The following is a 7,483-nucleotide window of genomic DNA, read 5'->3' as shown; positions in this document are numbered from 1 at the left end:
GATGCCAACACCACTGTCGCCCAGCTGACCCAGATCGTCGGCCAGATCCAGGCCAGCACCTCCAGCATCACCCTGGCCGCCGGCGAGATCGCCTCCGGCAACAGCGACCTGTCGCGCCGTACCGAGCAGCAGGCCGCCAACCTGGAAGAAACCGCCGCCTCGATGGAGGAACTGACCTCCACCGTGCGCCAGAACGCCGAACACGCCCGCCAGGCCAACCAGCTGGCCATCGGTGCACACGGCGTCGCCTCGCAGGGCGGTGAAGTGGTCGGCCAGGTGGTCACCACCATGTCGGCCATCGAAGCCTCGTCGAAGAAGATCGCCGAGATCATCAGCGTCATCGATGGCATCGCCTTCCAGACCAACATCCTGGCGCTGAACGCCGCCGTCGAAGCCGCGCGTGCCGGTGAACAGGGCCGTGGTTTCGCCGTGGTGGCCAGCGAAGTGCGCACCCTCGCCCAGCGTTCGGCCGCAGCGGCCAAGGAAATCAAGGGCCTGATCGATGACTCGGTCGGCAAGGTCAACGAAGGCTCGGCACTGGTCCACCAGGCCGGTGCCACCATGGGCGAGATCGTCGCCTCGGTGCAGCGCGTGACCGACATCATGGCCGAGATTTCCGCGGCTTCGCAGGAACAGAGCGCCGGCATCGAACAGGTCAATCAGACCGTGGTGCAGATGGACGAAACCACCCAGCAGAACGCCGCGCTGGTGGAAGAAGCCACCGCTGCCGCGCGTGCCATGGAAGACCAGGCCGCACAGCTGGCCGATGCGGTGGCCATCTTCCGCCTGGACAACCAGGTATCGGCAGCGGTGAAGGCCGTGGCCGCCCGCGTCGCACCGCCCGCACACACCATCGTGCGCGCCCCTGCCCGCCCGCAGGCCGTGCGCACCGCGGCACCGCGCACGCCCTCCAGCCCGGTCGCCTCCAGCGACGGTGACTGGCAGGAATTCTGATCCCCGCGGCGGCTTCGGCCGCCGCCCACCCGATGGACACCTCCCCCGTGCAGAGCCCAACCCCCATCGTGACCGGCCCCCGCGAATTCGAATTCGCCGACCGTGATTTCCGCCGCGTCTGCGACCTGATCTACCAGCGCGTAGGCATCGCCCTGGCCCCCGCCAAGCGGGACATGGTCTACGGGCGCCTGTCGCGGCGCCTGCGCGCACTGGGCATGCGCAGCTTCCAGCAGTACCTGGATCACCTGGAACAGGGTGAGGGCGAGGAATGGCAGGCGTTCACCAACGCGCTCACCACCAACCTCACCTCGTTCTTCCGCGAGCCCCACCACTTCGACAAGCTGCGCGAAGAACTGCAGAAGCGCACCGGCCGCGGTCCGCTGCTGCTGTGGTCGTGCGCGGCATCCACCGGTGAAGAGCCCTATTCCATGGCCATCACCGCGTGCGAGGCCTTCGGTACGCTGAAGCCGCCGGTGCGCATCATCGCCACCGACGTGGACACCCAGGTACTGGCCACCGCCGGACGCGGCGTCTACAACATCGACCGCGTTGCCAGTCTGGACCCGGACCTGCGCCGACGCTACTTCCAGCGCGGCAGCGGCCCCAACGAAGGCCAGTGCCGGGTACTGCCGGCACTGCGCGAGCTGATCGAATACCGCCCGCTGAACCTGCTGGCACCGCGCTACGACGTGGGCGGTCCATTCGACGCCCTGTTCTGCCGCAACGTGATGATCTACTTCGACAAGCCCACCCAGCGCGGCATCCTCGGGCGCCTGGTGAACCACCTGGCCGACGATGGCCTGCTCTACACCGGTCATTCGGAAAACTATCTGCATGCGGCCGACCTGATCCAGCCGTGTGGCCGCACGCTGTACCGACGCGCACAGGGAGCCGGCGCATGAACGCTGCACTGCGTACCGATGATGTGATGCGCTACCAGGATGCGCGCTTCAAAACCGTGGCTGCCAAGCTGCTGCCCACCCAGTACCTGGTGGTGGACGACACCACGGCACTGACCACCACGCTGGGTTCCTGCGTGGCGGCCTGCCTGCGTGACCCGGTGCTGAAGATCGGCGGCATGAACCACTTCCTGCTGCCCGAGGGCAATGCCGGTGACGGCGCCCCGGCGCGCTACGGCAGCTACGCCATGGAACTGCTGATCAACGACATGCTCAAGCGCGGCGCGCACCGCAAGCGCATCGAGGCCAAGGTGTTCGGCGGCGCCAACGTGCTCAAGGGCTTCACCAGCAACCCGGTCGGCACCCGCAACGCCGAATTCGTGCGCCAGTACCTGCAGGCCGAGCACATTCCGATCATTGCCGAGGATCTGTGCGGCATCCATCCGCGCAAGATCTGGTTCTTCGCCGATACCGGCCGCGTGGTGGTGCAGCGCCTGCCGCACGCGCACGAGGCCGAAGTGGCCGCCACCGAATCGGCCGTACGTGCCCGCCTGTCCAAGGCGCCGGTCACCGGCGGCGTGGAGCTGTTCGAATGAACGGGCCCGGCAACGCCCCCTGCCGGGTCCTGATCGTCGACGACTCTGCCGTGGTCCGGCAGATGCTCACCGAAATCCTGTCCAGCGATCCGGGCATCGACGTGGTCGGCACCGCCGCCGACCCGTTGCTGGCGCGCGAGAAGATCAAGCGCCTGGCCCCGGATGTGATCACGCTGGACGTGGAAATGCCGCGCATGGATGGCCTGGCGTTCCTTGAAAACCTGATGCGCCTGCATCCGCTGCCGGTGGTGATGATTTCCTCGCTCACCGAGCGCGGCGCCGACACCACGCTGCAGGCGCTGGCACTGGGCGCGGTGGATTTCGTTTCCAAACCCAAGCTTGATGTGGCGCGTGGGCTGCAGGGCTACGCCGAGGAGATCATCGGCAAGGTCAAGATGGCCGCCCGTTCGCGGGTGCGACCGCTGGTGCGTGCGGCGGCGCCGAAGGTGCTGCTGGACGCGGCACCGTCGCTGCGCCCGGCCGCGCCGCAGTTCCGTACCACCGACCGGCTGATTGCCATCGGCTCCTCGGCTGGCGGCACCGAAGCGCTGCGCGTGGTTCTGGAAAGCATGCCCGCCGACGCCCCGGCCGTGGTGATGACCCAGCACCTGCCGGCCAGTTTCAGCACCGCCTTCGCCGAACGCCTGGACCGCCATTCGGCCATGGCCGTGCGCGAGGCCAGCGATGGCGAAGCCGTGCTGCCGGGCCACGCCTACCTGCCGCCGGGCGGCAAGCACCTGCGCATCATCCGCGACGGTGCCCGCTGGCGCTGCCGCATCGACGACGGCCCGGCGGTGAACCGGCACAAGCCGGCCGTGGATGTGCTGTTCCGCTCAGTCGCGCAGAGCGCCGGTGGCAATGCCATCGGTGCCATCCTCACCGGCATGGGTGACGACGGCGCGCGCGGCCTGCTGGAAATGCGCCAGGCCGGCGCGCCGACACTGGTGCAGGACGAGGCCACCAGCGTGGTCTGGGGCATGCCCGGTGCCGCGTTCAAGCTGGGAGCAGCGGAAGAACAGGTACCATTGGAACGGATCGCCGAACGGCTGCTGGCGCTGTCCCGCAGCTGAGCGAATTGCCCCTCTTCAACCGCCCATACGCGGCCCGCTCAGGGCCGCCCGTGCTGTTTCGCTTTTCAAGGAGTTTCACCATGGCATTACGCCTGAATCCACTGCGCGTCGTGCTTGCCGCCGCCTGCGTGCTGCCCACGCTCGCCAGCGGCACCGGTCGAACCGATGCCCCGCACGCGGCACCCGCACCGGCCCCAGCACGCTGGACAGAGCACGTAGCGATCAGCGCCAGCGCCGGCCAGCACATTCATGATCACCACCCCGATGTCGTACTTCGCATCGTCACCCCGGAGGACGGCGCGCGCATCACCGGCGCGGCCAAGACCGGGCAGTTTGTACGCCAGGTCTTCGGCGCCAGCTCCACCACCCGCCTGGATCCCAGGCATGTGCGTGGGACCACTGTACAGGCGGTGCCCAGCCCTGCCATGGAGCTCATGCCCAGCTTGTTCAATGACTGGCTGCAGCAATACTTCACCCTGTTCCCCGCCGCCGTTCCCCAGGGTCGAACGCTGTTGAGGGTGGAGGCAAACGAGTGGGCGCTGATCTACCAGAAGCCCAAAGCCGGGCAGCAGCTCTATCAGCTCAATCACTTCACCCGCCTGCGCCTGCAACAGCCCGACGGCAGCACCGTGGATGCCGGCTACTGCGACGATCCCGGGCGCGATGCCACGCTCGAACAATGGCAGGCCAACGACTACGCCCGACTGCGCGCCAGTGCCAGGGAACTGGCCGCCGCCTGCGTGCAGCGCTTTGTCAGCAAGCTGCCACAGTTCTTCCCGCAGCCGCTGCCCGCAGCAGGTAGTGGTGACGGCACCGCACGCGTGCGGGTCATCAACTCGGCAACGGAACGGGTCACCATGCTCAGCGACGCCTATTGCCTGGCCGACGGCAGCCGACGCTTCGATGACCCGCGTTGGCCGGCCGCCAGAAACGCCGACGCGCAGGACAGCGAGGCGGGCAACCTCAGTCTTGGCATCGCGGAAACGGAAACGCTGCGCAGCCTGAAGTCGCCAAAGTTCCGCGAATATGCCGTGCAGGCGGGGCAGCCGTTGATCTTCGACGCAGACGTCCGCCACCGTGGCGCGTTCTGCACCGGCACGCTGGCTGTACAGATCATGCCGGTAACCGGTGTGGATTACGAAGTGAAGATGGATATCGTCGGCCAGGTCTGCAAGCTGAACGTCCATAGCGTCGATGCAGAAGGTGTCCGGCTCGCCGTGCCGGCCAGGCGCGCGCCCGAGACATGTACGCGTCCGGACGTGGACTACGCCGCGCTCACAGCGAAGACGCCGCGCGAACCGCTGGACGCCATGGGCGTGTTTCTGTTCACCGGCAGCACGCTGCAGGTACAACCCGCAGACAGCGACAGCCCACCGCTGCAGCTGGCCGACGGTCCTGCCGATGCTGCGCGGCTGCAGACGCTGTTGCAGCAGATGCTGGCCACGCCGGGAACCCGCGCCTGCGTGATCGTACCTGGGCAGGATCACGCCAGCCCATTGAACACGCTGCTGCGCGACTACGTGCTGGAGCATGGCGCGGCACTGCCTGGCCTGTGGGAGGCCGCCGCGACGGTCAATCAGGCGCGCCACGCAGACCCGACCGCTACGCTGGATCTGCAGGCCGCCGTGCAGCACTGCCAGACCCTGCCCCGCCTGGACTTCCGCGTGCAGTAACCCATCGTCTGACACGGTAGCGCCGGCCCGCGGCTGGCCGGACCACACCGCCCCCTCGACAGCACCTCGTTCAAATGCCGGCACCGGAAGGGTCGGCTTGGCTGTATCTGTTTCTCAAGGAGCTTGACCATGGCCATGCGCCGCTTCCCCTGCCGAACCACGCCGCTGGCAGCGGCCCTGCTTGCACCGCTGCTGGCCACCGCGGCTGCCCAGCCGGCATCGCGACAGGCGCCCTCTTCGCCCGCCACCGACGCTGCCGATGCGTGGAGCGAACGCGTGCAGATCCTGAGCGGTCCGGATACCGCCGCCAAGCCGCTGCATGCGCCGGACGTGGCGCTGCGCATTGTCACCCCCGACGACAGCGAGGCACTGACGCCGAAGGGACTGTCCCTGCTGTTCAGTGGCAACGAGCCCGACTACAGCCGGCGCAACCAGCTGCCCGGCAGCATCATCGAAAGCCAGGCCAGCCCGGCCATCGCGCTGATGCCGAACGTGGCCAAGGCGCTGGTAGGCGGCTATTTCCGCTATGCACCCGACGCACTGCCGACCCAGACCAGCACCCTTCGCTTCAATGCCGAAACCTGGGCGCTGGTACACCAGGGCAACACCCGCAAGGATCCGCTGTACCGGCTCAACCACACCAGCACGATCCAGCAGCGCCGCGCCGATGGCAGCCTGGCCGAGATCATCCGCTGCAGCGACAGCGACGAACGCGCGACGTTGGGCACCTGGCAGGCCAACGATTATGCGCGGGTGAAGAGCGCCGCGCAGATGATCACCATGAAGTGCATCGAAAAGCTGATCAAGCGCATTCCGGCCATGTACCCGCGCCCGTTGGCGGCTGCGGATCTCAGCGCCTACGCCGGGGGCGTCGTGCCGCCGGCACGGGTACGCGTGTACGCCGATTTCGGCCGCACCACCACTCTGCTTACCGACGCGTCGTGCCGCGACGACTACCGCGATCGCATCGACGTGAAGTACAACAATGCCGGTGACAAGGGCGTGCTCGGCATTCCCAGCACCGAGGCCCTGCGCAGCAAGCAGAACCAGCGGTTCTCCACGCTCAGCTATCAGGAATACGAAGTTCCCGCTGGCAAGCCGCTGATCTTCGAGGCGGCCTTTGATCCCAAAAGCGGCCTGTACTGCACGGGCACGCTGTCGGGCCAGTTCGTGGCCAAACCCGGCCAGGACTATGAAGTGGAGTTTGAAGTAGCCGACAAGATGTGCCGTCTGCATGTCCGCCAGGTTCACGCCGATGGCAGCGTGACGCCGCAGCAGGCCCGACCCACTCCCACCATCTGCGAGCGCACGCGTGCGCCGGTGCGCATCGAACCGCGACAGGAGATGCAGGTCCTGCTGTTCAGCCCCGGCCAGCTGCAGATCCAGGACGCCAACCCGGGCAGCGCCGCGCAGCAGCTGCGTGACGAAGCAGGCAGCAGCGAAGCCCTGCAACAGGTGCTGCAGCAGGCCAGCAGCACGCCCGGCACCCGCCTGTGCGTGGTGGCGCCCTCGTCCGCCTACAGCAGTGTCCTGCACGATGCCGTGCGCGAACGGGTGCTGGACGCACCGCAGGTGCTGCCCAGCCTGTGGGAAGAAGCCGCATCGGTGAACCTGCGCCGTGGTGCCGCCGCCGATGCGCCGGTGGACATCGCCGCCGCGGTCGAGCGCTGCAAGGCCTTCCCGATCAAGGAGTTCGCTGGGCAGTAAGCCGCAGCGCGCACCCGTTCGGCCACCGCTGACCCCACCAACGAAAGAACCCCCGGCTCGCACCGGGGGTTCTTCGTTTACCGCATCAACCGATCCGCAGGATCAGGCAGCGACCGTCTTGGCCACGTCCTGGTACTCCTCGATCTGGTCGAAGTTCATGTAGCGGTAGATTTCCGCACCGCTCTTGGCGATCACGCCAATATCGGCCATGTACTCTTCCTTGGTCGGGATACGGCCCAGACGCGAGCAGATCGCGGCCAGTTCGGCCGAACCCAGGTACACGTTGGTGTTGCGGCCCAGACGGTTCGGGAAGTTGCGGGTCGAGGTCGACATCGCGGTGGAACCTTCGCGGATCTGCGCCTGGTTGCCCATGCACAGCGAGCAGCCCGGCATTTCCATGCGAGCGCCGGTGGCGCCGAAGGTGCCGTACACGCCTTCCTTGGTCAGCTCCGAAGCGTCCATCTTGGTCGGCGGGGCCACCCACAGGCGGGTCGGCAGGTCACGCTTGCCGTCCAGCAGCTTGGCCGCGGCGCGGAAGTGACCGATGTTGGTCATGCACGAACCGATGAACACTTCGTCGATCT

Annotated in this window: 7 protein-coding genes; 6 read left to right on the top strand and 1 reads right to left on the bottom strand. The window is 67.4% G+C overall.

Features of this window, described 5'->3' with window-relative positions; genetic code table 11:
• The 6 genes from RTY46_RS19285 to RTY46_RS19260 form a co-directional block, all read left to right on the top strand.
• The coding region (locus tag RTY46_RS19285) for a methyl-accepting chemotaxis protein (protein WP_312710384.1) at window positions 1-954 on the top strand (954 nt) is incomplete at its 5' end.
• Window positions 955-986: 32 nt separating this feature from the next.
• Window positions 987-1,856: a CheR family methyltransferase gene (locus RTY46_RS19280; RefSeq protein ID WP_312710383.1), complete on the top strand. Its 870-nt coding sequence runs from the start codon at window positions 987-989 to the stop codon at window positions 1,854-1,856.
• Window positions 1,853-2,449 (top strand): chemoreceptor glutamine deamidase CheD, encoded by a 597-nt coding sequence (gene cheD, locus RTY46_RS19275; RefSeq protein WP_312710382.1) that lies wholly within the window; start codon window positions 1,853-1,855, stop codon window positions 2,447-2,449. The genes RTY46_RS19280 and cheD overlap by 4 nt, the downstream gene beginning before the upstream one ends.
• Window positions 2,446-3,519 carry a chemotaxis response regulator protein-glutamate methylesterase gene (locus RTY46_RS19270; protein WP_312710380.1) on the top strand — a complete coding sequence of 358 codons (1,074 nt, stop codon included), beginning with the start codon at window positions 2,446-2,448 and terminating at the stop codon, window positions 3,517-3,519. The genes cheD and RTY46_RS19270 overlap by 4 nt, the downstream gene beginning before the upstream one ends.
• 80 nt (window positions 3,520-3,599) lie before the next feature.
• Window positions 3,600-5,192 carry a hypothetical protein gene (locus tag RTY46_RS19265; protein WP_312710378.1) on the top strand — a complete coding sequence of 531 codons (1,593 nt, stop codon included), beginning with the start codon at window positions 3,600-3,602 and terminating at the stop codon, window positions 5,190-5,192.
• Between the two features lie 129 nt (window positions 5,193-5,321).
• Complete coding sequence (locus tag RTY46_RS19260) at window positions 5,322-6,899, top strand: hypothetical protein (protein ID WP_312710376.1); 1,578 nt, start codon at window positions 5,322-5,324, stop codon at window positions 6,897-6,899.
• Window positions 6,900-7,001: 102 nt separating this feature from the next.
• Here the strand turns inward: RTY46_RS19260 and RTY46_RS19255 are convergent.
• On the bottom strand, window positions 7,002-7,483 hold a 482-nt coding region (locus tag RTY46_RS19255; RefSeq protein WP_312710375.1), incomplete at its 5' end, for an aconitase family protein.

This window comes from Stenotrophomonas sp. (assembly GCF_032056425.1).
In the GTDB taxonomy this organism is placed as follows: Bacteria; Pseudomonadota; Gammaproteobacteria; order Xanthomonadales; family Xanthomonadaceae; genus Stenotrophomonas.
This window is presented reverse-complemented; position numbering and strand designations above follow the sequence as displayed.